Source organism: Pricia sp. (assembly GCF_041745955.1).
GTDB lineage: Bacteria > Bacteroidota > Bacteroidia > Flavobacteriales > Flavobacteriaceae > Pricia.
In genome coordinates, this window is the sequence record NZ_JBGTHY010000023.1 from 1 (window position 1) to 26,004 (window position 26,004).

Here is a 26,004-nt window from a genome sequence, read left to right on the forward strand (position 1 = left end):
GAAGGCAACCAAAAAACAGGCACTCGGGCGTGGACTCTCCGCACTCTTAAAAGACCCCGACAACGATATTCAGACAGCCACGGACCGTAATGCGGACAAAGTGGTCGGCAATATCGTCGAGCTTGATATCGAGGCTATTGAAATGAACCCCTTTCAGCCGCGTTCCAATTTTAACGACGAGGCTTTGCACGAATTGGCCGGTTCGATTCGGGAATTGGGCGTCATTCAGCCCATTACCGTCCGGAAAACGGATTTTAACAAATTCCAATTGGTTTCCGGGGAGCGCAGGTATCGGGCGTCCCGGTTGGTCGGGTTAAAAACCATTCCCGCCTATATCCGCATTGCCAATGATCAGGAATCCCTTGAAATGGCGTTGGTCGAAAACATTCAACGGCAAGACCTCGACCCCATCGAAATAGCCCTTTCGTACCAGCGCTTGATCGATGAAATACAGTTGACGCAGGAAAAAATGAGCGAACGTGTCGGTAAAAAACGTTCTACCATCACCAATTACATGCGTCTGCTAAAACTGGATCCTATCATACAGACCGGTATTCGGGACGGATTTTTGAGTATGGGCCACGGTAGGGCCTTGGTGAACATCGATAAAAAGGCCGATCAGATTGCACTTTACGAAAAAATTGTAGGTCAGAACCTGTCCGTTCGGAATACGGAGCGCGCTGTCAAGGCCTATCATGAAGGTACTGATGATCGCGGAAAAAGTGCTAAAAAAAAGCCTACAACCCCTGAATTCGTCACCGATTCCATCGGGAAGTTTACGGATCACCTATCGGTCAAGGTAGGTATTACGGCATCCGAAAAAGGCAGCGGAAAGATTACCGTCCCATTCCATTCCCGGGAAGAATTCAAACGCATCCAAAAATTGATACTTGGTGAGTAAATCCTTCGTTACCGCGTTTTTATTCGTTCTTTGTACGTGGGTGGTTAGCGCACAGGAAAAGGATAGCATTCCTGATACCAACGATCAAGAAATCGATTCCCTTCAAAACGATTTGAAAAAACAGGGAATTATCATTGTGGATACCTTAAAGAAAAAAAAAGTAAGCATCAATCCGTTAGGACCAAGTAAAGCGGCTTTTTATTCCGCTGTATTTCCTGGGTTGGGTCAAATCTATAATAAGCGTTATTGGAAGGCTCCGATTGTTTGGGGGGTCTTAGGTAGTGCTATTGCCGGATATCTTTTTAACGACTCTCAATATAAACGTGCTCGAACGGCATTCAAAAGAAGACAGGCAGGGTTCATCGATGATGAATTCTATGATAATTTTAATGGCCAAGGAACAATTCCAAATCTAGATATAGGGGACTTACAGACCATTCAGGAAGCCCGACAACGCGATCGAGATCTGTGGCTGGTCGGGGCTATAGCCGTTTACATCCTGAATATAGTAGATGCCAACGTAGACGCACATTTAAAGCAGTTCAATGTTGACGAAGACCTTAGCTTTGATATGCAGCCCTTTTTAGATGTAGATCCGGTGACGAATCGCCCGAATTATGGGATGGCCGTGGTAGTGAGGTTTTAGATGGACAAAAAAGTAACATATTCATGAACATTGGACTCTTCGGATACGGAAAAATGGGGAAGATGATCGAGTCGGTCTCCCAAAACAGGGGCCACAACATCGTGGCTAAAATCGACGTTGATTCCGGGGATTTTGATTATTCCAAAATGGATGTCGCTATCGATTTTAGCATGCCAGATGCCGCATTTGACAATATTACGGGGTGTATCGAAAACGGTGTTCCCGTGATATCGGGTACCACGGGATGGCTCGAAAAGTATGACGCTGCCGTCGCTTTATGCCATGAAAAAAATGGAGCTTTTATCTATGCTTCCAATTTTAGTCTTGGGGTCAACGTTTTTTTCGAACTGAACAGGCAGTTGGCACGAATGATGCACAATTTGGATCAATATCGGGTTGCTATGGAAGAAATCCATCACACCCAAAAACTGGATGCCCCAAGCGGAACGGCAATCACGCTTGCGGAAGGTATCATCGAAAACAGCGCGTACAAATCCTGGAAGTCGGACAATGCCGATGAGGCAGAAATCCCCATTACATCAAAACGGATAGGCAATACACCGGGCACGCATACCGTTGGTTACGAGAGCCAGGTCGACAGCATAGAAATAAAGCACACCGCCCATAACCGTGAAGGTTTCGCCCTAGGCGCGGTAATCGCAGCGGAGTGGATACAGGGAAAAACCGGAGTGTTTACCATGAAAGATGTGCTTGATTTGAAGTAGACCAATAACAATTAATCCAATACCCCTTTTCAATGGACGCAATACAGTGGATCATATTCATCCTCATCATACAGGTCATCCACTTTTTGGGTACCTGGAAATTATATGTCAAAGCCGGTAGAAAGTCTTGGGAAGCGGCCGTTCCTATTTATAATGCCATCATACTGATGAAAATAATCAATAGGCCGACGTGGTGGACGATTCTCCTATTTATTCCAATTATCAATCTCTTGATGTTTCCGATTATTTGGATAGAAACCATCCGAAGTTTTGGGCGGAACAGTTTGGGGGAAACCTGGCTCGTTCTACTTACTCTCGGGTTCTATATCTATTATGTGAACTATGCGCTCGATGTAAGGTACATCGAGAATCGCGGCCTACATCCAAAAACCGCAACCGGCGAATGGGTCAGCAGCATTGCCTTTGCGGTCATTGCCGCGACCTTGGTGCATACCTACTTTATTCAGCCCTATGTAATTCCCACACCCTCGCTCGAGCGCACGCTGCGGGTAGGCGATCTGCTTTTCGTCAGTAAGTTCCACTATGGCGCCCGGGCACCAATGACCACGGTGGCCGCACCGATGGTACATGACACCCTTCCCGTTTTGGGGGTCAAATCCTATCTCACAAAACCTCAGCTACCTTATTTCCGTTTGCCCGGTTTTACCAAGGTCGATAGAAACGATATCGTAGTGTTCAGTTGGCCTGCGGATACGGTACGCCAATTTTTTAAAAAGGAAGCGGGGGTGGACAAGCCCATCGACAAAAAATCGAACTATGTCAAGCGCTGTGTCGGTCTTCCGGGGGATTCGCTTGCAGTTATTGACGGTTACGTATATATCAACGGAAAGCAGTTGGTGCTTGACGACAGGGCCAAACCGCAGTACGATTATACAATCTATGCCCAAAACGGGGTCTCTTCAAAACTACTTGAAAATGTAGGTGCCGAAGGTTTTGAACGAAAGTATATCGTAGGGGCATTGAATCAGCAACAAGCGAACGCCATAAACCCCTATTCCATAGGATTTAGAAAGCGACCGGACGGTCAATTCGACGTGTACACAAAATCTGATGGAATTCCTATCGGGGTAGTCCGAAAGAACGGCATTTCGTTAAAAGAGGAGACCGGTCGGCAGCGAACGGTTCCGCTAACCGACGAAATGGTCGCCAAACTCAGAAAGGAATCCACGATAGATTCTGTGATAAGAGAGGTAGATTCCAAAGGAAGACAGGGTGGAAACAACTTTCCCCAGAATGCAGGTTATCCTTGGAACTATGATCAGATGGGGCCGATCTATATCCCCGAAGAAGGAAAAACGGTGGCACTAAATCTAAATGTACTTCCCCTATACAAAAAAATCATCCGGGAATATGAAGGCAATACCATCAGCGTTTCGGGTAACCAGATCAAACTGAACGGAGAAGTAGTGGATTCGTATACTTTTAAACAGGATTATTATTGGATGATGGGCGACAACCGTGACCACTCCGAAGATAGTCGTGCCTGGGGCTATGTGCCCGAAAACCATATCGTGGGCACTCCTATTTTTATTTGGGCGAGTTTTGACAACTTTGTCAATGCCAAAGGCCAGCCGAACAGTCCCTGGAAGTGGAAGCCAAGGTGGGACCGGATTTTTACCACGGTCAATGGCAACGGTGAACCGGTATCGTACTTCAAGTACTTTTTAATAGCATTGGTAGCCTATTTTGTGGGAAGTTGGCTGTGGAAAAAGCGGAAAGCAAAGAAATAAGCGGTTTTAGTTGGCAGTGCTCGGCAATTACCGGCGTTCAGCATTAGGCCGTGTTCAGCAGGCAGTAGGCAACACACCAGTTTGTTCATTACACGTTATTAGCAGTATCCAAAAAATGAACTTCAACACCTTAAAAATAACGCCCCAACAAGCGGAAAGCCTAATCCAAGAACTTTTTGACGTCAGCGGAAAGGCCACGCCCCTGCCCGGCTATCTGGATTTTAATTTTAGGATAAAGGTAGATGATGGGGAGGGTTACATCCTAAAAATATCCCGTCCCGATGAAGATGTGGAGTATCTGGATTTCCAGCAAAAATTGCTGCAATATGCCGAAAAAAAAGGAAGAAATCTTATTTCGCCCCACGTCATATTGGATACAAAGGGAAATCCCATGGCATGGTTTACCGATGATGCCGGCAATCGTCGGATAGTGCGATTGCTCACATGGATATCCGGTAGGATTTGGAGCGCCGTCAATCCACAATTAGATGACCTTCGGTTTAGCCTGGGCGCACAATGCGGCAAGCTGACCCAAGCCTTGCAGGGTTTCGACCACCCACAAGCGCATCGGGAATTTGAATGGGATATCGCCAGATCGCTTTGGACAACGGCACACCTCGACCTGTTCGACGAAAAAGAACGAAGGATACTTCATTCTTTTCAGAAGGATTTTGAAAAGATGCAAAGTTCATATGCCACACTTCGAAAAGCGGTCGTTCACAACGACGCCAACGATAACAATCTTATTGTATCCGAAGACCTGGTCCATCCGACGGTAAAAGCGGCCATCGATTATGGGGATGCACTCCACACCCAGATCATCAACGATTTGGCCATTGCCTGTGCCTACGCGATCATGGGCCACAACATACCTTTGGAAGCCGCCCTGCCCATAGTAAAAGGCTATCATTCCGAATTTCCACTGGAAGAACGGGAATTGAAACATCTTTATAATGCCATCGCCATGCGATTAGTCATATCGGTCATCAAATCCGCAATGAACAAGCGTGAAGAACCGGATAATGCCTATTTGCTGGTCAGCGAAAAACCCGCTTGGGAGGTCCTTGAAAAATGGTATGCCGTTGACGCCGATTTTGCCCATTACAGTTTTCGGCAAGCCTGTGAGTTTGTTCCGCATCCCCTCGAAACGAAATTTGAAGATTGGGCCGGGCAAAACGAGTTTCGGCTATTGGAACTGTTCCCTAAAATCGACAAAAACCAGGCTCATCCGTTAGACCTCGGCGTTTCAAGTAAATGGCTGGGACAACAAGAGGATTTCGACGACTTGGAACTCTTCCAATTCAAGGTTGCCAGGCTGGCAAAACAACATCCTGAAAAAATAATGGCTGGTGGCTATTTAGAACCCCGGACCGTTTACACCACTTCGGAGTATGGCCGCATCGGCAACAGCGGCACCGAAAACCGCAGCATACATTTGGGATTGGATTTTTGGCTCCCCGCCGGAACAGCGGTAAACGCGCTGTTCGACGGCGAGGTAGTTACCTCGGTAAACGATGCCGGGGATAAGGAGTATGGTGGACTGATCATCCTAAAACACAAGACCGATAGTTTTGAATTTTATACCCTTTACGGGCATTTGTCCGTAGCCTCGATTCAGAAAAAAGAAGTGGGCCAATCCATCAAAAAAGGAGAAAATATCGGGAATTTGGGCGATCCCGAAGAAAACGGAAATTGGGCGCCGCACCTCCATTTCCAAATCATGCTCTCGATGCTCGGATATACTACGGACTTTCCGGGCGTTGGCTATTTTAACCAGATCGAGGTGTGGAAAAGTGTCTGTCCCGACCCTAATCTTTTGTTTAAATCCGAATCGCTCCGACCCCATAAGGCAACTTCGAACGATCGACTGATCAAGTATCGAAAACAACATCTGGGCAAAAGCCTGAGCCTGCACTATAAGGTGCCGATAAAAATGGTCCGTGGAGCGGGCCAGTACCTGATCGATCAGCACGGCCGGAAGTACCTCGATACCGTGAACAATGTGGCCCATGTAGGGCATGAGCATCCGGCCGTGGTCAAGGCGGGGCAGGAGCAGATGGCGTTGCTGAACACCAACTCCCGCTATTTGCACGACAACATCAACGCCCTGACCCAAGAACTTCTGGAAACCTTACCGCCCGAACTTTCGGTACTCCATTTTGTGAATTCCGGAAGTGAGGCGAACGAACTGGCCATCCGCATGGTCAAGGCCGTTACCGGTGAGCGGGACATTATCGCTTCGGAGGTCGGATACCATGGCAACACGAATATGACCGTGGATATCAGTTCGTACAAATTCGATGGTAAAGGCGGGCAGGGCGCGCCCGAACATACCCATATCTTTCCATTACCCGACGCCTTTCGGGGCAAGTATCGGGGAGAAAATACCGGAGATCGATACGCTGCGGAAGTCCAACTTCAAATTGATGCCATTCACAGAAGAGGCCGAGGGGTCGGCGCACTTATCGTCGAACCCATCATCAGCTGTGGGGGACAAATCGAACTGCCGGAAGGATTTTTAGCCAAGGCTTACCAATATGTCCGCGCAGCCGGTGGACTCTGTATTTCTGACGAAGTACAAGTAGGTTGCGGGCGTGTTGGCAAGTACTTTTGGGGCTTTCAATTGCACGATGTCGTACCCGATATCGTCACTATCGGCAAGCCCTTGGGCAACGGCCACCCATTAGCTGCGGTCGCCTGTACACACAAAGTGGCGGAAAAATTCGCCAACGGCATGGAGTACTTTAACACCTTTGGCGGCAACCCCGTTTCCTGTGCTATTGGAACCGAGGTATTGAGAACGGTTAAACGCGAAAACTTGCAGGAACACGCTTTGAAAGTCGGCGAATTCCTAAAATCGGGATTAAAAAAATTGGCCGAGAATTTTCCGATCATTGGCGACGTCCGCGGACAAGGGCTGTTCTTGGGTTTTGAACTTGTCGATGCCGAAATGAACCCACTTGGGGATAAGGCGGATTATCTAGCCAACCGCATGAAACATCACGGCATTCTAATGAGTTCCGACGGGCCGGACCATAACGTACTTAAAATCAAGCCGCCAATGGTGTTTTCGAAAGAGAATGCGGAGGAGTTGTTGTTTTATTTGGGGAAGGTTTTTGGGGAGGATTTTATGCGGAGTAATTGGAAAGGAGCGGTTTAATGGGAAGGGGATTACTGGCATTCGCTCGCTTGCAAGTTCAAGATTCTCTTCGATGTATCACCTTATCGGGTTATTTTGTGACTGACATGAGTTAATGGAATACTTCGGCAACCAGTACTTTACAGTTTCCAAAAAGAAGGACATCGATGAAAGACAAAAAAGTAGTAATCATTGGCGGAGGTTTTGCAGGTATAAATTTAGCAAAACATCTCGGCAATAAAAAAGGATTGCAAGTAACCTTGGTCGACAGGAACAACTATAATTTTTTTCCGCCCCTTCTCTATCAGCTCGCCACGGGCATGCTGGACGTCTCTAGTATTTCGATACCGTTCCGGACCCTTTTCGCCGGTAAGAAAAACTTACATTTCAGGCTAGGGGAACTTGAAAAAGTAGTTCCTGAAGCTCATAAAATCATCCTTTCGACCGGTGAGGTAGCTTACGATTATCTGGTTATGGCCACGGGCACGAAGAGCAACTACTTCGGAATGGACAATATCGAAAAAAATGCCCTTCCCATGAAAACGGTCAACGACGCGATCAAATTGCGCAATTACCTCATTATGGAAGGTGAGAAATATTCGTTCTCTACCGATGAGGACGAAAAGCGCAAGATGCGGAACATCGTAATTTCCGGCGCAGGACCATCCGGGGTAGAGATTGCAGGAATGATCGCTGAAATGCGTAACCGCAAATTGAAGAACATTTATCCCGAGCTGCAAGAGGAAGCCTTAAATATTTACTTGGTCGACGGCGCGCCTACGGTTTTACCGCCCATGCGCGAAAAATCCCAAAAATATTCAAAACAGAGTCTCGAAAACTTGGGCATCCATGTCAAACTTAATAAGATGGTGTCCGATTATAACGATGATAAGGTCGTTTTTAAGGATGGCGAAATCATAGAGACCAAAACCTTGATATGGTGCGCCGGTGTTACCGCGATAAAATTTGATGGCATTGCAGAGGACTATTACGAAAACGGAGGCCGACTTGCGGTAGATGCCTTCAACAAGGTCATAGGTTCCGATAGTATATTTGCCATTGGCGACTGCTGTATTCAAAAAACAGATCCGGACTGGCCCGATGGGCATCCCCAGTTAGGAAGCGTGGCGCAACAGCAGGGCAAGGCTTTGGCGAAAAATTTTTCAAGAATGGTAAAAGATAAAGAGTTAGAGCCGTTTTCATATTTGGATAAAGGTACCATGGCCATAATAGGCGATAAAAAAGCGGTTGCCGATATGACTTTCCCAAAAACAACCCTCACCGGCTTTCTTGCTTGGTTTGCGTGGCTTTTTGTACATCTCTTTCTCTTGGTCGATTACAGGAACAAGTGGAAAACCTTCTGGAACTGGGCAAATACGTACTTGGGAAAAGGCAATTCCCAAGGTATTATGATCGGTGAAAACGTGTACGAAAATTTGGTCCGGACCACCCCTATGGAAATGAACGAGCCCAACGAATGACATCCAAATTTTCGAATTGACCTATGCCGATGGGTTGTAAAAGTGGGGGCAATTTGACACGGGCAATTTTCGTACCGAACCGATCAATAAAAAATAGGTCGATTTCGTACTTTGCAAACGAATTTAAAACAAATTATCATTATGAAAACGAACATAGGCATATCCAAAGAAAACAGGCAGCAGGTAACCGACATACTATCCAAGGTATTGGCCGATGAATTTGTATTGTACACCAAAACGCTACGCGCGCATTGGAATCTAGAGGGACATGATTTTCATACCAAACATATTTTTTTTGAGGATCATTACAATGCCATAAAAAGGTTTGCGGACAGTGTGGCAGAACGTATCCGAAAAATTGGGCATTACGCACCAGCTACTATGGGCGATTTTTTGAACCTGACCCATCTTACGGAAAAGTACGGGGGCGACAACACAAGTCACGATTATACGGCAGCCCTTCTCGAGGATCATGACGCTATCATCCAGTTTATCCGTGAAAATATTGCCAAGGTCGAGGAAGACTATAAAGACGTGGGTAGTGCCGACTTTCTGACCGGATTGATTCAGGAGCACGAAGAAATGGCCTGGATGTTGAGGGCGAGCATTGCCAAGGCATAAAAAAGTTAGGTTTAAACAGAGAATGAAAAATACCATATCCGCAAGGGTAGCTGATTTTCTTAGGGTATTTCCACCTTTTAACGAAATGCATCCGAAAGATCTGGATGCCCTTTCACAAGAGGTTTCCATCCTCTATAAAACAAAGGATAGTATCATCTTTGAAGAGGATGCGCTTCCACACACCTGTTTTTACGTCGTGCACAAAGGTGCAGTGGTATTGCGTAAAAAATCCGAAGGTGATATCATGGACCTTTGTGACGAGGGAGATATCTTCGGATTGCGTCCCTTGATGGCGAACGAAAATTACAAACTCGAGGCAAAGGCCTATGAGGAAAGCATTCTGTATGCCGTTCCCATAGCCGATTTCAGGCCCTATACCCAAAAATACGAAGGCGTTACCAACTTTTTGATCGAAAGTTTTGCCTCGAATACCAGAAATCCCTATTCCAAGAGTTACAAGGGCAAATTATTGGGAGAATTTCCCGCCCCGCAGCCCCAAATCGATAAGGGATTACTGGACCTACAACATGTAAACTTTTCTAGAAAACTGATCACAAGTCCCGAAAATACCAGTGTCAAAAGCATTGCGCTTGCCATGACCAAAAAAAAGGTGGGTGCCATGTTGATCGTAGAAAACGGACTTCCCGTGGGCATCATCACCGATAAGGACATCCGCAACAAAATCGCTACCGGTATCCATCCCATCACCGCAACGGCTAAAGAAATCATGAGCGCTCCTATTATCACCTATCCCAAGGAAATGACCATTGCACAGGCCCAAATGGCGATGATGAAAAACAGTATTAGCCATCTGTGCCTTACCGAAGACGGCACGCCGAACACTGCGGCCGTGGGCATGCTGTCGAAACACGATGTGATGCTCGAGCTCGGCAACAACCCCGCCGTACTCATGAAGGCTATAAAACGGGCGGGAAAATTCAAGGATATAAAGACTATCCATCGTCGTATTACGGGGCTGCTAAAAGGGTATTTGGACCAGAATATCCCCCTGACCCTTACTTCAAAAGTGATATCGGAGCTCAACGATGCCAGTATCAAACAGGTCATCGCCATTGCGCTGAAAGAACTAAAAAATCCACCGCCTGTCAAATTTGCCTGGCTTGCCCTGGGTAGCCAGGGCCGGAGCGAGCAATTGTTGCATACGGACCAAGACAATGCCCTGATTTTTGAAAATGTTCCCGAAAACGAATTGCCGCAAACTAGAACCTATTTTTTGAAATTTTCAAAAGCCGTGAACAAAGGGCTTAAAACTATCGGCTATGAATATTGCCCGGCCGAGATGATGGCCTCGAACCCTGAATGGTGCCTATCGCTTTCAGAATGGAAAGACCGGGTGTCTTATTGGATTACCAATCCCGGTCCCGAGGAAGTGCTTTTGTCCGCCATATTCTTCGATTATAGTATTTCTTCTGGGGATATCGCCTTGGTCGACCAACTGACCGCCCATGTTTTCAAGAAAACGGAAATGTATCCCATTTTTTTCTTGCATTTGGCCGGCGGAGCTTTGCAGAATCCGTCGCCAACAGGATTTTTCCGCAGTTTTTTGGTCGAAGAGGATGGCGCACACAAAGATTTCTTCGATGTAAAACGCAGGGCTTTGATGCCTCTGATCGACGGGGCTCGGGTTTTGACGCTTTCACACCAAGTCAAGTCCATAAACAATACGGCACAACGTTTCGAACGGCTGGCGGAGCTCGAACCGAACAACGAAGTCCTGTTTTCCGCCTGTTCCTATGCGACGAAAGCCTTACTGAAATTTCGGACAAAACAGGGATTGTTACATAACGATTCCGGTCGGTTTATCGCTTTGGATACGTTGACAAAGGAAGAGAAAATAAAGCTCAAGCGTACTTTCAAGACCATCAAGGAATTACAGGAATTGATAAAACTCCGCTTTCAGGTAACCCCTATTATAGGATGATACGATCCTTAAAAAAGTGGTTTCGGAAAGGGAAAAGAAATTATCCCGATTTTTGGATGGCGTACGCCGAAAGCTTTGAAGTTGGGCTTCCGGAGACCTTGAACGACATCCGTTTTGTGGTTTTCGATACGGAATCTACAGGCCTTGATATCGAAAATGATAGGATATTGTCCATAGGCGCCCTATCCTTACGAAACAATACAATACCCGTTAATCAGAGTTTCGAGGTGTATCTGTACCAACATTTTTACCATGCCAAAAACATAGCGGTGCACGGCATTTTGGAGGAAGAGTCAAAGCCCCGGATTACAGAACTGGAAGCCATTCAGCTGGCCTTGGCCTTTATCGGCAATTCGGTTCTCGTGGCACACCACGCCGGATTTGATCGGGCCATGATCGATCAAGCCCTTCGACGCCATGGGCTTCCCAAATTGAAAAATAAGTTCTTAGATACCTCGGCGCTGTATAAGCGCACCTTGATCGCTTCTCCGTTATTACAAAAACAAGAGCAATACTCCTTGGACGAACTGGCGGAAAAATTTGACATTCCCACTACAGATAGACATACTGCCTTGGGCGATGCCTATATAACGGCCATCGCATTTTTGAAAATTTTGGGGAAATTGAAGGGGAAAGGTAATTTTTCGGTGAAAGGGTTGTTGAGATGAAAGTTATGTGAAAAAACCTTTTGGGTCTCTCGGCCTGCAGGTGGCCTACTCCAAATAATCCAGCACATTTTTCTCGATCCTTTCTTGAATATTCGAGATATCTGCCTTGATAAAAGTTTCCCCGGTAATATTTTCGTAGAGTTCAATATACCGCTCGGATACCGTTTCGATATAGGCATCGGACATTTCGGGAAGGCTTTGGCCTTCAAGACCTTGAAAATTATTTTGAATCAGCCACTGCCGTACAAATTCCTTGGAAAGTTGTTTTTGGGCATCACCCCTATTCTGCCGTTCTTGATACCCGTCCGCATAGAAGTAGCGGGATGAATCTGGTGTATGGATTTCATCGATCAGTACGATTTCGCCCGCTTTGGTCTTTCCGAATTCGTATTTGGTATCTACTAGGATCAATCCTCGATCGGCTGCGATTTCAGTACCTTCTTGGAAGAGGGCTCGCGTATATTCTTCCAATACGGCATAATCCGCATTGGATACAATATTCCTCTTTAAAATATGCTCCTTGGAGATATCCTCATCGTGATCGCCATGCTCCGCTTTGGTAGCTGGAGTGATAATCGGTTCGGGGAATTTGTCGTTTTCATGTAAACCCTCAGGCATGGCTACCCCGCAGAGCATCCGTTTTCCGGCCTTATATTCCCGCGCGGCATGTCCTGACATATAGCCCCTGATCACCATTTCTACCTTGAACGGTTCACAGGCCTGACCCACTGCAACATTCGGATCGGGAGTGGCCGTCAACCAATTTGGAACAATATCGGCAGTAGCCGCCATCATTTTCGTAGCGATCTGATTCAAAATCTGTCCTTTATAAGGAATACCCTTTGGCATCACCACATCAAAAGCGGACAGCCGATCCGTAGCGACCATGACTAAAACGTCGTCTTCCAAAGCATAGACCTCCCGGACTTTGCCCTTGTACACGCTTTTTTGGCCGGGGAAATTAAAATTGGTGTCGGTGATGGTATTTTTCATTACTTTGGGTCTGTGTTATGGGCCTCCTTTCAACCTTGATGCTCAATACTCTTATACGCATCGATCACCTTTTTGACCAGTTTATGCCGAATGACATCCTTATCGTCGAGATAGATGATTTCGATACCTTCTACGTCTTTTAGAATCAGCAGCGCCTCCTTTAATCCCGAAACCGTTCTTCTTGGTAGGTCGATTTGGCCCGGATCGCCAGTAATCATGAACTTGGCGTTCTTTCCCATTCGGGTCAGGAACATCTTCATCTGGGCGTGGGTGGTGTTCTGGGCCTCGTCGAGAATAACAAAGGCATTATCGAGGGTACGCCCGCGCATGAAGGCCAAGGGGGCGATTTGAATGATATCGGTATCGATCAAATGGGCCAATTTTTCAGCGGGAATCATATCGCGTAGGCCATCGTAAAGCGGCTGCATGTACGGATCTAGCTTTTCTTTAAGATCACCGGGCAAAAAACCGAGATTTTCCCCTGCTTCCACTGCCGGCCGCGTTAAAATAATACGTTTTACCTGCTTTTCCTTTAAGGCCTTGACAGCCAAGGCTACGCCGGTATAGGTTTTACCGGTTCCAGCAGGGCCTATGGCGAATACCATATCGTTCTTCTTAGCCGCATCGACAAGTTTGCGCTGGTTTACGGTTTGGGCCTTGATCAACCGACCGTTGACACCGTGTACCAAGGTTTCCCCGCTCTTCTCAGGTGACTCGTAATCGGCGGCCGTATTGCTGGTCAAGACCCTTTCGATCGCGTTCTCGTCAAGGGTGTTGTATTTGGCAAAATGGGTGGTCAACATCGTGAACCGTCGGTCGAATTCCTCTAAAAGCTCTTCATCGCCATAGGCCTTTATTTTGTTGCCCCGGGCAACGATTTTAAGCTTTGGGAAATATTTTTTGAGCAGATCGATATGTTGGTTGCCTTGCCCAAAAAATTCCCTTGGGCTGATTTCGGTAAGTTCTAGTATAAGTTCGTTCAAAAACTTGTCGTGTTTAAGTGAAAGCCAATATGGAATTATTTCGCTTGGCTATTTTTTTGCACTAATTTTGTGTGTTCAACCTTTTATTGGACGTAACAAACTTAAGCAAAAATCAGTTTGTAGCGCCAAAAATATATCAACAGTGCTGCATGGCCCTCATCACCCTAACTACGGATTTCGGACTCAAAGACCATTTTGTGGGGTGCCTCAAAGGCAGTATCTACAAAGAATTGCCCAATGTGCAAATCGTTGATATTTCGCATGATATCAGTCCGTTCAATATTCAGGAGTGCGCGTACATTCTCGAAAATTCCTATAAAAATTTCCCGGAAGGCAGTATTCATATTGTAGGGGTCGATGCCGAACCCACCCCTGAAAACCAGCATATCGCCCTTTTGATCGACGGTCATTATTTTATTATGGCCAACAATGGTATAATCGGACTGATAACTTCCGAAAAAAAGCCTGAAAAAGTAGTCGAGATCAATATTCCCAATCCCGATTACGGTTCTTTTCCCGTCCTGGATGTTTTTATAAAAGTGGCCTGCCACATCGCCCGGGGCGGCACCCTTGAAGTCGTCGGCAAACCGTTCAACGCTTTGAAGGAGCTACGCGAATTCACCCCGAGCGTAACCGACGACGGAAACAAAATTATTGGTAGCATTATCTACGTCGACAATTATGGGAATGTGGTGACCAACATCCATAAAAACTTTTTTGAAGCCTATCGGAAGGGACGGAATTACGAACTGGCCGCCCGATCTACCAAAATAAGCCGCATACATAACAAATATAGTGACATCGTCAATTTTGATCTTGACAGAAGCAACAGAAAGGGCGCGGGGGACCTTTTGGCCCTTTTTAATTCCGCCAACTACATAGAACTGGCCATTTACAAAAGTGACCTGAATACGGTGGGAGGTGCTTCCACGTTGTTGGGACTGGAATTTCGGGATACGGTCACGGTTTCGTTTGTGTAGTGTTTCGACCGCAATCTGTTGTATTTTTAGCGTTTGAGGTTCAAGTTTCTAATTTCCCGAAATAACGATGCAAATAATTTCGCTAAATTTATCGATATAATGTATTGGGATGGATACCGAACTGACATTAAAACCGAAACCTCAACCATGCTCGCCATCTTCAAACGCGAAATACGCTCCTTCTTCACCTCGGTAACCGGATACTTGGTCATGGGGCTATTTCTGGCGCTCAACGGATTGTTCCTGTGGATGTTCAAGGGACCGTTCAATATTTTCGATTACGGTTTTGCCGATTTAGGCAATTTCTTTTTGCTGGCGCCTTGGGTGTTTCTTTTCCTGATTCCCGCGATTACCATGAAAAGCTTTTCGGAGGAAAAAAAACTGGGGACTTTGGAACTCCTTTTCATCAAACCTATCGGCCTTTGGCAGACGGTGCTCGGAAAGTTTTTGGGCACTTTCGTTTTGGGATTGATCGCTTTGATGCCTACCTTACTCTATGTATATGCGGTTTCCCAATTGGGTACTACCGTTGGCAATCTAGACATGGGCTTGGTCGTCGGTTCTTATTTCGGGACTATTTTTTTAATGGGATGCTATACCGCGATCGGCCTCTTCGCCTCTACCCTATCGGAAAACCAGATTGTAGCTTTCATTATTGCGGTTGTGCTATGTTTTCTTTTGTATTATGGCTTTGAAGGTCTTTCGACCCTGTTTGATGAGGGCAAGGCGGCGGTCTTCGTGCAAAACTTGGGCATGAAACATCATTTTGAAAGTACCGCAAGGGGCATTTTGGATACGCGGGATCTGATTTATTTCATCAGCCTTACTTCCTTCTTTCTTTTTCTCGGCATTGTACAACTCCAAAACACGGCCCGATAATGAAAAAAGTACGGATTTCCATCGCTGCCGCCCTATGGCTTCTGATTGGTATCAATGCCCTTTCCGGTTTCTTGTATACCCGCTTCGATCTTACCGAAGACCATCGGTACACGTTATCAGAAGTTGCCATCGAGACCGTTTCGGAATTTGGGAAACCAGTTATCGTCGATGTTTTGTTGGAAGGTAACCTCCCCCCGGAATTCGTAAAACTGAGAACGGAAACCCGTCAGATTCTGGAGCAATACGCATCGGAAAACGGGAATATCAAATTTTCTTTCGTAAATCCTTTGGAGAACACCGAGAACATCAACAAAACCTTAGCCGAACTTCAGGGATTGGGACTAACTCCCGCCCAGGTAACCGTAGAAGATAACAGCAAGGTATCCCAAGACATCGTCTTTCCATGGGCCATGGTCAATTATGGGGATAAAACGGTAAAGGTACCGCTGCTGAAAAACAAGTTGGGAGCGACTACTGAAGAGCGGGTCAACAACTCCGTGCAGCATTTAGAGTATGCTTTTGCGGATGCGTTTTCTAAAATCATCATCCAAAAAAGGAAACAGATTGCCGTTATCAAAGGTAATGGCGAACTTGAGGATATCTATTTGGCGGATTTCTTGACCTCTATTCGCGATTATTACAATATCGGAGCGATTACGTTGGATTCTGTCGCCGGGAATCCCCAAAAAACATTGGATCAGTTAAATGGATACGATCTCGCCCTGATCGCCAAACCGACTGAAGCCTTTTCCGAAGATGAGAAATACGTGCTGGATCAATATATCGTCAACGGTGGAAAAACGATGTGGCTGATCGATACGGTGAGCATGGAACTCGATAGCCTTTTTAATGAACAGGGAGCGGCGATGGCCCTGCCCCGCGACCTGAACCTGAACGATTTCTTTTTCAAGTACGGCATCCGTGTCAATCCCGATCTGGTCAATGACATGTACTTTACGCAAATCATATTGGCCACCGGGGAAGGGAATGGATCCCAATACGACCCCGTGCCTTGGTACTACCATCCTATGGTATTTTCGCGCAACGACCACCCTATCAACAATAATCTGGAAGCTATCCGGTTACAGTTCACCAGCTCCATCGATACTTTATCCAACGAAAACAAAAAAACGGTCCTCCTTCAAAGTTCCCCGCTATCCCGTGTAGAGGGTACGCCGAAACAGATCAGTCTCAACATTATCAACAGTTCCCCGAACAAAGAAAACTTCACCGATGGTGACAGGGCATTGGCTGTTTTGGTAGAAGGCGATTTCACCTCCGCTTTTGCCAACCGCGTTAAACCGGTATCCATAAAAAAACCCATCGAACAAGGAAAGGATAACAAAATGATCCTAATTTCCGATGGCGATATTATCAAGAACCAAGTGCGCAAAGGCCGTCCTTTGGAGCTGGGATACGATAAATGGACGAACAATTATTATGGCAACAAGGAATTTTTGATAAACGCCGTCAATTACCTATTGGACGAAAACGGACTTATAAACATTCGAAATAAAAAGTTGGCCGTGCCCTTTTTGGACACCCAAAAAATAGCCGCCCAAAAAACCAAATGGCAACTAGTGAATATAGGACTTCCGCTGGTCTTGACCCTCGTTTTCGGACTGGGTTTTACCTATTTTAGAAGACGGAAATATGGCGCCTAGATGTTGATAAGTTTGTTTCGTTAAAAAGATCCATTCAAATATCTTTGTTTGTCTTGATATTTGCGGTTTCCATGCGATTTCAAGACATTCCAGAACACAAAATGACACAAAATCGAAATAAAACTACCCTATGAAGTTCATAGTATCGAGCACCTACCTTTTAAAGCAACTACAGATTTTGGGGGGCGTAATCAACAATCGCAATACGCTGCCCATTCTTGACAATTTTCTTTTCGACCTGAACAAGGCCAAATTGACCGTATCGGCGTCGGATCTTGAAACTACCATGAGTTCGGTCTTAAAAGTGGACTCCGACAATGAGGGGACTATCGCCGTACCCGCACGTTTGTTATTGGATATCTTAAAAACTTTCCCCGAACAGCCCCTGACCTTCGTGGTCGAGGACAACAATACGGTCGAGATCAGTTCGAACCATGGTAAATATGCGCTGGCCTACGCCGATGGCGCGGAATTTCCGAAAGCGGTCGAACTGGCCGATCCGAGTTCCACAACTCTAATAGGCGATATTTTGGCGACCGCTATCGACAAGACCATATTCGCTTCAGGTAATGACGACCTGCGACCTGTAATGAGCGGTGTTTTCTTTCAGTTTTCTACGGAAAACCTAACTTTTGTTGCGACGGATGCACATAAGTTGGTAAAATACAGACGTGACGATGTTTCCGCTTCGGAAGTGGCGGAATTTATCATGCCCAAAAAACCCCTGAACCTTCTAAAGGGAATATTGGGAGGCAGTGAATCGGATGTCCTGATCGAATACAACGATAGCAACGCCAAGTTCAGCTTTGAGGAAACCGTACTGATTTGCCGTTTGATCGATGGGAAATATCCCAACTACGAGGCGGTGATTCCTAAAGAGAATCCGAATAAGCTATCGATTTCCAGAAACCAATTTTTGAGTTCCGTGCGACGTGTCGCGATTTTCTCCAATAAGACTACGCACCAGATCCGCTTAAAGATTGCCGGTGCCGAACTGAATATTTCCGCCGAGGATATCGACTACAGCAATAAAGCCGAAGAGCGGTTGACCTGCGCCTACCAAGGTGACGATATGCAGATCGGATTCAACTCCCGCTTCCTTACCGAAATGCTGAACAACCTTAATTCCGATGAAGTTTCTTTGGAAATGAGCCTTCCGAACCGCGCCGGTATCCTTACGCCCGCCGACGGACTCGATGAAGGTGAAAATGTGACGATGTTGGTGATGCCGGTGATGTTGAATGGTTAGATAGATACGAGAGCTGCCTGCAGAGATGGTGGGTTTAGATTTGATTACGCAATAAACCGAATCGTCATAAAATAGCTCGGTGATTCGCCATTACTGGCTTTTACGGCATTGACTATGGGAAGTACAAAAGCGATGATTCCGATAAATATCAGGCTCAAGATGCCTAAACCGAACAATAGAATGGCAGGAATGCTGAGAACCACGAAAAGTAGCATGCTCAGTTGAAAATTCACGATGGATTTTCCGTGTTCGTCCATTCCTGCAATTCTATCTTTTGATGTGAGCCAGATCACCAAAGGAACGATGAGACCTCCGAAGCCGGTGACATAGGTCAATAACTGGGATAGATGGGTCAACACCAAAAACGGGTTGTTGGTTTCTAGTGCTTTGTTCTGATTTATGATTTCCATTTTTTGATTGTTTTAAGGGGTTCTAACAATAAGACGAATCAAAATGGAAAATGTTACAACGTTTAAAAAAAGGGTCGAACTTTACATAGAGTCAAACCTCTTGAATTATAGCTATCCTAACTTCTAAAATAGGATGTAGTCAAAATAACTCCAATTCACTGTTTTTGCCGTAGCTTGGCCAGCTTCTGTTGGTGCTTCAAAATATCCTTCTTTTCATCAAGAATATCTTCGTTCAGCTTCATGATCTTGTTCGGGGAAAGTTCTCCTTTACTTTTGCCCTCTCGAAGTTCGGTTTCCAATTCCCTGACCTCCTCCTCCCCTTTGGCAATGTCCTCTTTCTTATCCTCTATATCATCGAGCACTCTTTCCAGCTTTTTTTGCTTCTTTTCGGCTTTCTTCTCCTCCTTTTCAGCATTTTTTCTAGCAGCTTCCGCTTCCTCGGCCGATTTTTCCGCTTCTCGCAATTGTTCTTTTAGCTGCACCTCTTTCGGAGTTTCAGAAGCAGTGTCGGATTGGGCGTAAGATATGTTTCCGAAAGAAACAACTAGAAGACCCATTAAAATAACTCGTATCATCATCTATAGTTTAAAGTTACACAGCCTCAAGATATGAAATTATTTGATGTAGCTTGGCGGAAAACGATTTGATTTTGCCGCTAAGCCCTCGGAAGCCCGGCTATAGGCATTTTGCGTATTTTTGTGGTATGATTCCAAACGACACCATTATCGCCTTGGCAACGCCGTCGGGGGCGGGCGCCATTGCCATAATCCGGATTTCGGGCAGTGATGCCATCTCCGCTACAGCTCCTTTTTTTAAATCCATTCATAGAAAAAAATTGGGCGAACAAAAGAGCCATACTATTCTGTTGGGTCATATCGTGGAAGGAAAGCAAACTTTGGATGAAGTCTTGGTCTCCATTTTCAAAGGTCCAAATTCCTACACGGGAGAGAATGTGGTAGAAATATCCTGTCACGGTTCTCCGTACATACAACAACAGATCATTCAATTATTTCTCAGAAACGGATGCCGCATGGCGGACGCCGGGGAGTTTACCCTACGGGCCTTCCTCAACGGAAAAATGGATCTTAGCCAAGCCGAGGCTGTGGCGGACCTCATTGCCAGTGATAATGCGGCCTCGCATCAGATTGCCATTCAGCAGATGCGCGGTGGCTTTAGCAACGAAATCAAAAATCTACGGGAAGAACTCCTCAATTTTGCGTCCTTAATCGAACTCGAACTGGACTTCGCTGAAGAGGATGTCGAGTTCGCCGATCGCCGCGCTTTCAAGACACTGGTCGATAAAATACGAACTGTTCTTAAACGGCTTATCGATTCCTTCGCCGTGGGTAACGTCATCAAAAACGGAATTCCCGTGGCCATCGTGGGAGAACCCAACGTTGGGAAGTCCACCCTACTCAATGCGCTATTGAACGAAGAGCGCGCGCTGGTATCCGAAATTGCCGGTACGACCCGTGATAGCATCGAAGATGAAATAAGTATCGGTGGCATCGGTTTTCGATTTATCGATACAGCGGGCATTCGCGAGACCAAAGATGTGGTCGAGGGCATGGGCATTAAACGGACTTTTGAGAAAATCGAAAAATCGGGGGTAACCTTGTATCTGTTCGATGCCAATGAAGCTATGAAAGCCTCTACCGGTCGCCCCACCGAATCAGAGCCGGCGGCGGCAGGTCCGAAGTCCAGATTTCAGGATTTACTTCTTGAAATCGAGAAAATCAAGGGCAAATATCCCCAAAAACCTTTGATTATAGTTGCCAATAAAACAGACCAACTTGCCCCTGCCGAAATCGACCGAATCAAGACGGACTTGCCACAGGCCCTATTGTTATCCGCAAAAACCGGGGAAGGCGTCGAAGAACTACAATCCCAACTTTTGGATTTCGTCAATACCGGCGCGCTGCGAAACAATGAGACCATCGTCACAAATACCCGCCATTATAACTCCCTGCTAAAAGCTTTGGTGGAAATCGACAAAGTACAAATGGGCATAGACGAAGAACTACCCAGCGACCTGATGGCCATCGATGTTCGTGAAGCGCTGTATCATCTGGGGGAAATTACAGGTCAAGTGACAAACGATGAGTTGTTGGGGAATATATTTGCCAATTTCTGCATCGGGAAGTAGATTCCCATTTTATTTGGTTTCATTTGAATTCAAATGACTATAAATCAAATATTTATAAAATATAAATTATCTTTTCATTTCTTTTTAATTCCATTTTTCCTACTTTTATTGCGTCTCATGTGTGTCCCATAAATGTATGAGACACAAAAAGTGTGTCTCATGATAAAAGTTCACCTTAGAAAGAAAAAACTCAAAACTGGAAAGCTGAGTCTGTATCTAGAATTTTACAAGGGCATCCAGACTCTAGGTAATGGGAAAATCAAACATCTGCGGGATTATGAATACCTGCAGTTATACATGAAGCAAAATCCCAAGTCAGCCGCTGAAAAGAAAAAGAATCAAGAACAACTTGAACTTGCAGAGCAAATTCTAGCCATTAGAAGAGCTGAAGTTTATCAAGGTAAATACAACATTCAGAACGACCATAAAGGCAAAATAGGCCTTTTGGATTTTTACGAGCAAAAGAAAGAGGAACGGTATCAAACCAAGGGCAACGAAGACAATTGGGATGCCGCACAGAAGCACCTGGAGGCTTACTGTCCAAACCACATCACACTCAACGATATAGATGTTGATTTCATCAAAGGGTTCAAAAAATACTTGGATACGGTAGCAGTCACCAAAAGTTACAAGAATCTATCCCAAAATACGAAGCATACCTATTTCAATAAATTCAAAGCCTGCCTTAACGCTTCTTTCGATGAAGGATACCTGAAAGAAAACTTCATGAAGAAGGTCAAAGGCTTTGCTATGGGCGAATCGACCCGCGAATACCTTACCTCTGGCGAACTTCAAAAATTGTCGAACACGCCGTGCAAACTCCCTATCTTAAAACGCGCTTTTCTCTTCTCTGCTTTAACCGGTATACGATGGTCCGATGTCAATAAAATGAAGTGGTCCGAAGTGCGGGAAGAAGGTAATGATGAGGACGGCCTTCCCATTTTCCGAATTGTGTTTCAACAGAAGAAAACGGATGGGGTAGAATACTTGTATATTTCCCAGCAGGCAAGGGAACTTCTTGCGGAACGAATGGGGCCAAAGGAAAGGGTTTTTAAAGGACTTCGGTATAGTGCGCACATGAACTTGCAATTGCTCCGGTGGTGTATGGCGGCCGGAATAAGTAAGCATATTACCTTTCATTCGGCAAGGCACACCAATGCCGTTTTACTATTGGAGAACGGAGCGGATATTTATACCGTATCGAAGCGGCTTGGGCATCGGGAAATAAGAACTACCGAAATCTATGCCAAAATCATCGATAAAAAAATGAAGGAGGCTGCGCACTTGATCCCCAAGTTGAATCTGGATATTACCTAAGTGATTCTTCAAGACCTTTATAGCCTAAGATGTGTTATTAAAAAACAATTAAAGAAACTTTTAAAAGCGACCAAATACGGGACTTCTTGGAGAATTGTTTAAGGTCTAAACGAAGATGTACCGTAAAACAGCCAATCTATGGTACTAAGTACTTCCGCTCAACATCAGGTAGTTAGTTCACATTAGGCAACGAGGATAAAATCTTGGAGAAAATTCTACAACAAACCATAACAAAAGTCGTTGTATACTGGATAGGAGAACAGTAGTAATGTGCAAACGTTATGCATAAATGGAAGAACCAGACATCAATGAGACCATTTATTTTTTTCATCCTGTTCTCTTTTTTGTCAAAAGGTTTTGCTCAGGACTTCGAGTTGAGAATTACTCCGTTCATTGAGAGTAAAATAATTTACAAGGATAGTACCTCTGAAGTAGGACTTTTAAGATTGGCCAGTTCAGTATTTAAATTACGCTTCAAGAAAAACGAGAACGATAAGGAAAGGAAAATCGACTACGAAAAAGTTAATAAAATAATTACCAATCCAGAGACAGAAAATCAACGGACATTCCAATACCTAAATCACAATTACAATAAATTCAAGATTTTCACTGAACTTATTTATTCAGATGTTTTAAGCATCTATATAAGTTAAGCAGATTCCGATGAACTTTTTTACTCGGACTTCGATAGACAAAGCATCGTAGAATTATTGGAACAAACTCGATTCGAGATTACCGGTGAGCAACTTCAAAAATCGGACACTTTACAACTACCGAACGGGGAAAAATTGGCCATCCCCATTCGATATACCTATTACTATAATTACTGCTATAATCTCGCTTCTGGTGTATCTCCTTCTTTAACCTATTATCTATTAAAAGATGGGGCTTCAGAATTATTATGAGTCGAAAAGAACAGGCGGTTTCTCAAAAATTCACAAGAAAAATTTAATGATTGTCCCGAACTGATTTCGGATTTAGAAGAAAAACGAATTACCCTAAGTGATTTACCTCGTTTTATCGAATATTATAAAATAACCTGCTTAGAGAAGAAATCCGGAAAAAACTAATTACGCACATTGGAATAAGTTATCGAGCACAGATACCTACCTGAAAAGTATATGGCGTGTTTGCGGATACTGCCAAATCTTTTGGATTTGGCTTTAGCGTTAAAAGAAAAAAACAAAACGATTCGGCTGATTGTTAGGCGGAAAGGCAAATGCGTGCCGGTCCTGCACTAAAATTGAAGAGCCTAGACGTTACAAATATTTCCATAATGAAAAACAAAATTCTTCTATTTCTTTTAGCAATTTTCATCTTGTCATGTGAATCTGATGACTCAGATTCTCATAGTGATTCAAATCTTCAAGAACTACCATTATCCAAAAGACTAATCGGCGCATGGAATTTAACCGATTATTATAGCGACACGTATTTTGAAGAATGGAATGAAGGTAGAATCGAAGAAATAGTGAGCGCAGAAACGGACTATGGAATTGAATTTACCGATAATCCCAAGAGAATAATTTTAACGGGTTTTTTAAGATATTCATTTAAGGAATATGAAATCGTAGATGGAGAAAAAGTAATTACTTACGAAGCAACAAATTTTATGGACGCCGAGCATGGAGAGGGGTATCATACTAATGAATGGCGAGTCGAAAATGAGATTCTAATAACAGAAGACCCACGGGATGGAGATCCCTACTTTTCATTGTCTGAAATGCAACTATCTGGTGATAATTTAAAATTGACTTTAGACCCATCACAATTTAATCCAAAAAATTCTGGAGAAATCACCGTTGAATATAAAAGAAAGTAAAACATTTTACAAAGAAACCCATAATCCATTGCGGCGGATTTCCCAAACAGAACTCAGTGCCTATTCAATAATTTTAGGGCTACGACAGAAACCTTTTCCGCAATGTACCAAAAGTACTGTGTCGAAAATAAGTTTTTCAGTTGGTATCAGTTGCCAAAACGAAAACTATCCGTAATCAGACTTTCCTCTAATACCACCGATGCAGAACATCGGGAAGGCTACAGTCTAGAGCCTCAACAATTATAGATTTATGCCTACACCCAATTTTAGCAAATTTATTTTCTGAAACAGGTCAACTCTTTGATTTTGATTTCCTCTTGATACGTTTACGTAGTCATATTGTAAATGGACAAAGAATCTACTGCTGAAATTATAAGCGGTTCCAAGATTTAAATTTAATCCTCCCGCATTACTATTAGGATTTCCATCAAAATTTTCAGATTTATCGGATAAAAAGGAATATCCAGCACCTACAAATGGCCTAAGTCCTCCTAAACTAGAAGAATGCAGCTCCGCAAAAGCTCGCGGTTGAATAAGCCATGTTTTTTCCTTTAACTTTCTACTACCCAATGTTCTTGAATCACTATAATAACCTACATTACCCGAAACACCTATGGATAATAATTCTGTTTGGAAGACACGAATTCCAAGCCCCAAGTCGGCAGCCACATCTTGATTTTTAAGATAGGTTTCACCAACAGCAAAAGGATAAGCCAAAGTAATACTCACCCTTTTTTCTTGTGCATTAATTAAATTAATACACAAAATCAATCCCAAAGTACCTAGAGTTATTCTGTACATACAAAGAAAAATTAATAATTATGAAAATAATAACCAAAAAAGCGAAAGTACGTTCTAAAGATATTTCCTAAAAAGAACTTCGATTAAACCCTCTAAAGTCAGGTTAAGAGATAATTTGAATGTGTAGCCTTACCCCTCTGGATTCTAATCAACGTTAGATTTAACGAAATATTTCTTAACTCCCAGTATTTAACCATGTAGCGGAAATATTCTAACAACCAATGAAATTTCAAGGTTAAGCAACAACTCCTGCAGATTTCCCTAGAAGAAATCAACACTTTTCATCAATTCTGAAACCTCCCGGAAATCGTTCGTTTTACAGGAGAGTGTATAGAATTTCATTCTTTTCGGAGTTTTTTTCAAAAACAGTTTGGAATAGACTCATTAAAATTAGTAAAGAGGTTAAAATCTTCCCTTATGAGGTTCTTATTTTCCTATTTCACTAGTTTCAATTGTTGATAACCCAAAACTCTTCAGTTTTAACAAATATCAGATAGTATCATTTGGTACGTTTTGAAACCAAATTTTATAGGCCCGATTAATTTCGGTTCGATTTGAATCGAATTGATATAAGTATTTGTATATCAATTTATTGTGGATAACTATAAATCGATTCTTTAGCTTTCCCCTATCTGTTTTGATACTTTTATTCCAAGAATTCTTTAAAAGAAAACAAAGGCGCTTTTGTTCATTTCTTAACCCTAAAAAAGGAAACCAATGGACAATTTTTTAATCCTTGAACGACTAGATCGTCTGGAAAAACTGATAATAGCCAATAAGGAGGTGCTGACCTTCGAGGAAACCTGTGACTACACCGGAATATCGAGAAGCTATCTCTATAAACTGACCGCGTCGGGAAATATCCCCCACTCGAAGCCCAACGGGA

Annotated in this window: 22 protein-coding genes; 17 read left to right on the top strand and 5 right to left on the bottom strand. The window is 44.2% G+C overall.

Features of this window, described 5'->3' with window-relative positions; all coding sequences use genetic code 11:
- From ACEW8S_RS00750 to ACEW8S_RS00790, 9 genes are all read left to right on the top strand, one after another.
- Positions 1–901 (top strand): ParB/RepB/Spo0J family partition protein (locus ACEW8S_RS00750; RefSeq protein WP_373516283.1); only part of this gene is annotated, 901 nt, incomplete at its 5' end.
- Positions 894–1,547, top strand: coding sequence for a DUF5683 domain-containing protein (locus tag ACEW8S_RS00755; RefSeq protein ID WP_373516284.1), 654 nt, complete (start codon positions 894–896; stop codon positions 1,545–1,547). The genes ACEW8S_RS00750 and ACEW8S_RS00755, both read left to right, overlap by 8 nt.
- Positions 1,548–1,570: 23 nt before the next feature.
- Entirely contained in the window at positions 1,571–2,272 is a 702-nt protein-coding gene (gene dapB, locus ACEW8S_RS00760; RefSeq protein ID WP_373516285.1) for a 4-hydroxy-tetrahydrodipicolinate reductase, read from the top strand.
- Between the two features lie 32 nt (positions 2,273–2,304).
- On the top strand, positions 2,305–4,023 hold the full coding sequence (gene lepB, locus ACEW8S_RS00765) for a signal peptidase I (protein WP_373516286.1): 1,719 nt from the start codon (positions 2,305–2,307) through the stop codon (positions 4,021–4,023).
- Positions 4,024–4,138: 115 nt separating this feature from the next.
- Positions 4,139–7,183, top strand: coding sequence for an aminotransferase class III-fold pyridoxal phosphate-dependent enzyme (locus ACEW8S_RS00770; RefSeq protein ID WP_373516287.1), 3,045 nt, complete (start codon positions 4,139–4,141; stop codon positions 7,181–7,183).
- Between the two features lie 146 nt (positions 7,184–7,329).
- A complete protein-coding gene (locus tag ACEW8S_RS00775) occupies positions 7,330–8,643 on the top strand; it encodes an NAD(P)/FAD-dependent oxidoreductase (RefSeq protein ID WP_373516288.1) in 1,314 nt (437 codons plus the stop codon).
- A gap of 141 nt (positions 8,644–8,784) precedes the next feature.
- The gene (locus ACEW8S_RS00780; RefSeq protein WP_373516289.1) at positions 8,785–9,264 is read left to right on the top strand and encodes a Dps family protein; all 480 of its coding nucleotides are present in this window, start codon (positions 8,785–8,787) and stop codon (positions 9,262–9,264) included.
- A gap of 22 nt (positions 9,265–9,286) precedes the next feature.
- Positions 9,287–11,206 (top strand): DUF294 nucleotidyltransferase-like domain-containing protein, encoded by a 1,920-nt coding sequence (locus ACEW8S_RS00785; protein WP_373516290.1) that lies wholly within the window; start codon positions 9,287–9,289, stop codon positions 11,204–11,206.
- Positions 11,203–11,874 (top strand): PolC-type DNA polymerase III, encoded by a 672-nt coding sequence (locus tag ACEW8S_RS00790; RefSeq protein ID WP_373516291.1) that lies wholly within the window; start codon positions 11,203–11,205, stop codon positions 11,872–11,874. The genes ACEW8S_RS00785 and ACEW8S_RS00790 overlap by 4 nt, the downstream gene beginning before the upstream one ends.
- Positions 11,875–11,919: 45 nt before the next feature.
- On the opposite strand, the gene ACEW8S_RS00795 is transcribed toward ACEW8S_RS00790, so the two are convergent.
- Entirely contained in the window at positions 11,920–12,867 is a 948-nt protein-coding gene (locus tag ACEW8S_RS00795; RefSeq protein WP_373516292.1) for a phosphoribosylaminoimidazolesuccinocarboxamide synthase, read from the bottom strand.
- Positions 12,868–12,896: 29 nt separating this feature from the next.
- Positions 12,897–13,850 (bottom strand): PhoH family protein, encoded by a 954-nt coding sequence (locus ACEW8S_RS00800; protein ID WP_373516293.1) that lies wholly within the window; start codon positions 13,848–13,850, stop codon positions 12,897–12,899.
- A gap of 149 nt (positions 13,851–13,999) precedes the next feature.
- Here ACEW8S_RS00800 and ACEW8S_RS00805 point away from each other — a divergent pair, with 149 nt between their 5' ends.
- The 4 genes from ACEW8S_RS00805 to dnaN all read left to right on the top strand — a co-directional run bounded on the left by ACEW8S_RS00805 (position 14,000) and on the right by dnaN (position 18,622).
- On the top strand, positions 14,000–14,830 hold the full coding sequence (locus ACEW8S_RS00805; RefSeq protein WP_373516294.1) for an S-adenosyl-l-methionine hydroxide adenosyltransferase family protein: 831 nt from the start codon (positions 14,000–14,002) through the stop codon (positions 14,828–14,830).
- A 147-nt stretch (positions 14,831–14,977) separates the two neighbouring features.
- Complete coding sequence (gene gldF / locus ACEW8S_RS00810) at positions 14,978–15,709, top strand: gliding motility-associated ABC transporter permease subunit GldF (protein WP_373516295.1); 732 nt, start codon at positions 14,978–14,980, stop codon at positions 15,707–15,709.
- Positions 15,709–17,373 carry a gliding motility-associated ABC transporter substrate-binding protein GldG gene (gene gldG, locus ACEW8S_RS00815; protein ID WP_373516296.1) on the top strand — a complete coding sequence of 555 codons (1,665 nt, stop codon included), beginning with the start codon at positions 15,709–15,711 and terminating at the stop codon, positions 17,371–17,373. Before gldF ends, gldG begins: the two co-directional genes overlap by 1 nt.
- A 130-nt stretch (positions 17,374–17,503) precedes the next feature.
- A complete protein-coding gene (dnaN, locus tag ACEW8S_RS00820; RefSeq protein ID WP_373516297.1) occupies positions 17,504–18,622 on the top strand; it encodes a DNA polymerase III subunit beta in 1,119 nt (372 codons plus the stop codon).
- A 44-nt stretch (positions 18,623–18,666) separates the two neighbouring features.
- Here the strand turns inward: dnaN and ACEW8S_RS00825 are convergent, their stop codons facing one another.
- Together ACEW8S_RS00825 and ACEW8S_RS00830 are read right to left on the bottom strand one after the other, a co-directional pair.
- Entirely contained in the window at positions 18,667–19,032 is a 366-nt protein-coding gene (locus tag ACEW8S_RS00825) for a DUF4870 domain-containing protein (RefSeq protein WP_373516298.1), read from the bottom strand.
- Between the two features lie 155 nt (positions 19,033–19,187).
- Entirely contained in the window at positions 19,188–19,610 is a 423-nt protein-coding gene (locus ACEW8S_RS00830; RefSeq protein ID WP_373516299.1) for a hypothetical protein, read from the bottom strand.
- Between the two features lie 125 nt (positions 19,611–19,735).
- Here ACEW8S_RS00830 and mnmE point away from each other — a divergent pair, with 125 nt between their 5' ends.
- The 3 genes from mnmE (at position 19,736) to ACEW8S_RS00845 (ending at position 24,317) form a co-directional block, all read left to right on the top strand.
- Complete coding sequence (gene mnmE / locus ACEW8S_RS00835) at positions 19,736–21,178, top strand: tRNA uridine-5-carboxymethylaminomethyl(34) synthesis GTPase MnmE (protein ID WP_373516300.1); 1,443 nt, start codon at positions 19,736–19,738, stop codon at positions 21,176–21,178.
- 162 nt (positions 21,179–21,340) lie between these two features.
- Positions 21,341–22,495 carry a phage integrase SAM-like domain-containing protein gene (locus tag ACEW8S_RS00840; protein WP_373516303.1) on the top strand — a complete coding sequence of 385 codons (1,155 nt, stop codon included), beginning with the start codon at positions 21,341–21,343 and terminating at the stop codon, positions 22,493–22,495.
- 1,276 nt (positions 22,496–23,771) lie between these two features.
- Positions 23,772–24,317, top strand: a complete 546-nt coding sequence (locus ACEW8S_RS00845) for a hypothetical protein (RefSeq protein WP_373516301.1) — start codon at positions 23,772–23,774, stop codon at positions 24,315–24,317.
- 240 nt (positions 24,318–24,557) lie between these two features.
- On the opposite strand, the gene ACEW8S_RS00850 is transcribed toward ACEW8S_RS00845, so the two are convergent.
- Positions 24,558–25,118 carry an outer membrane protein gene (locus tag ACEW8S_RS00850; RefSeq protein WP_373516302.1) on the bottom strand — a complete coding sequence of 187 codons (561 nt, stop codon included), beginning with the start codon at positions 25,116–25,118 and terminating at the stop codon, positions 24,558–24,560.
- A 717-nt stretch (positions 25,119–25,835) separates the two neighbouring features.
- Here ACEW8S_RS00850 and ACEW8S_RS00855 point away from each other — a divergent pair.
- Positions 25,836–26,004: helix-turn-helix transcriptional regulator (locus ACEW8S_RS00855; protein ID WP_373516304.1), on the top strand; the 169-nt coding region annotated here is incomplete at its 3' end.